The organism is Roseicyclus sp., assembly GCF_052168335.1.
In the GTDB taxonomy this organism is placed as follows: domain Bacteria; phylum Pseudomonadota; class Alphaproteobacteria; order Rhodobacterales; family Rhodobacteraceae; genus Roseibacterium.
The window spans coordinates 1-1,364 of sequence record NZ_JBQLZP010000150.1; the positions used below are offsets into that span (position 1 = coordinate 1).

General features: G+C 74.4%; 2 protein-coding genes. Both read left to right on the plus strand.

Annotated features, from left to right (window positions below; all coding sequences use genetic code 11):
• Window positions 1-11: 11 nt before the first annotated feature.
• Window positions 12-767, plus strand: a complete 756-nt coding sequence (locus ACTS11_RS04615; RefSeq protein WP_442639171.1) for an SDR family NAD(P)-dependent oxidoreductase — start codon at window positions 12-14, stop codon at window positions 765-767.
• The coding region (locus ACTS11_RS04620) for a LacI family DNA-binding transcriptional regulator (RefSeq protein WP_442639170.1) at window positions 767-1,364 on the plus strand (598 nt) is incomplete at its 3' end. The genes ACTS11_RS04615 and ACTS11_RS04620, both read left to right, overlap by 1 nt.

Consider the following 1,364-nt stretch of genomic DNA (forward strand, 5'->3'; position numbering starts at 1 on the left):
GGTCTGCCGAGATGAGCCTGCCGAGAACCCCATCCTTCCGGCTGGACGGGCGCCGCGCGCTGGTGACCGGCGGCTCGCGCGGGATCGGCCTCGGCTGCGCGGTGGCGCTGGCCGAGGCGGGGGCGCATGTCGTCGTCGCCGCGCGGGGGGAAGCGGAGCTTCTGTCCGCCGTCGGGGAAATGCAGGCGGCGGGCCTCTCCGCCGAGGCGCTCGTCCTCGACGTCACCGACCGGGCGGCGGTCGAGGCCGCGCTCGACGGCGTCGGCGCGCTCGACGTGCTGGTGAACTCGGCCGGGATGGCGCGGCACACGCCGGCGCTCGCGACGGTCGAGGCCGACTACGACGCCGTCATGGCGCTCAACGTGAAGGCCGCCTACGTGCTGGCGCAGGAGGTGGCGCGGCGGATGACGGGGCCCGGCTCCATCGTCCAGGTCTCCAGCCAGATGGGCCATGTGGGCGGCATCGACCGCGCGGTCTACTGCGCCTCGAAGCACGCGGTCGAGGGCATGACCAAGGCCATGGCGATCGAGTGGGGGCCGCGCGGCATCCGCGTCAACACGCTCTGCCCGACCTTCATCCGCACCCCCCTGACCGAGGCCACATTCGCCGACCCGGAGAAGCGCGCCTGGATCGAGGGCAAGATCAAGCTCGGCCGGGTGGGTCGCGTCGAGGACATCATGGGCGCGGTCGTGTTCCTCGCCTCCGACGCCTCGGCGCTGGTGACGGGGACCGCGCTGATGGTGGACGGCGGCTGGACGGCGGGCTGATGGCGCGGGTGACGGCGACCGACGTGGCGCGCCGCGCGGGCGTCAGCCAGAGCGCGGTCAGCCGGGTCTTCACGCCGGGGGCGAGCGTCTCGCGCAGCACCGCCGAGCGGGTGCGCCGCGCCGCCGAGGAGCTGGGCTACCGCCCGAACGCGCTGGCGCGCTCGCTCATCACCGGGCGGACGCGGATCGTGGGCCTCGTCGCGGGCTACCTCGAGAACCCGTTCTATCCCGCCGCGCTCGAGGCGCTGTCTGCGGCGCTCGAGGCGCGGGGCTACCACATCCTGGTCTTCCACGCGGGCCCCGAGGGCGAGGCGGACGTGGAGCGCATCGTGGGCGAGTTGATGGACTACCAGGTGGACGGGCTGATCACGGCCTCGGTCCATCTGTCGGACCGGCTGGTGGCGCGCTGCCGGGCGGCGGGGCTGCCGGTCGTGCTGTTCAACCGGGGGCTGCCGGGCTCGGGGCTCTCGAGCGTGACCTCGGCCAACCGCGCGGGCGGGCGCCTCGTGGCGGAGTTCCTGATGGCGGGCGGGCATCGGCGGATCGCGCATGTCGCGGGGCTTCTCACCGCGTCCACGGGCCTCGACCGGTGGGAGG

Coding starts and splice junctions, on each gene's coding strand:
- ACTS11_RS04615 (WP_442639171.1), top strand. CDS start 12: ATGAGCCTGCCGAGAACCCCATCCTTCCGGCTGGACGGGCGCCGCGCG.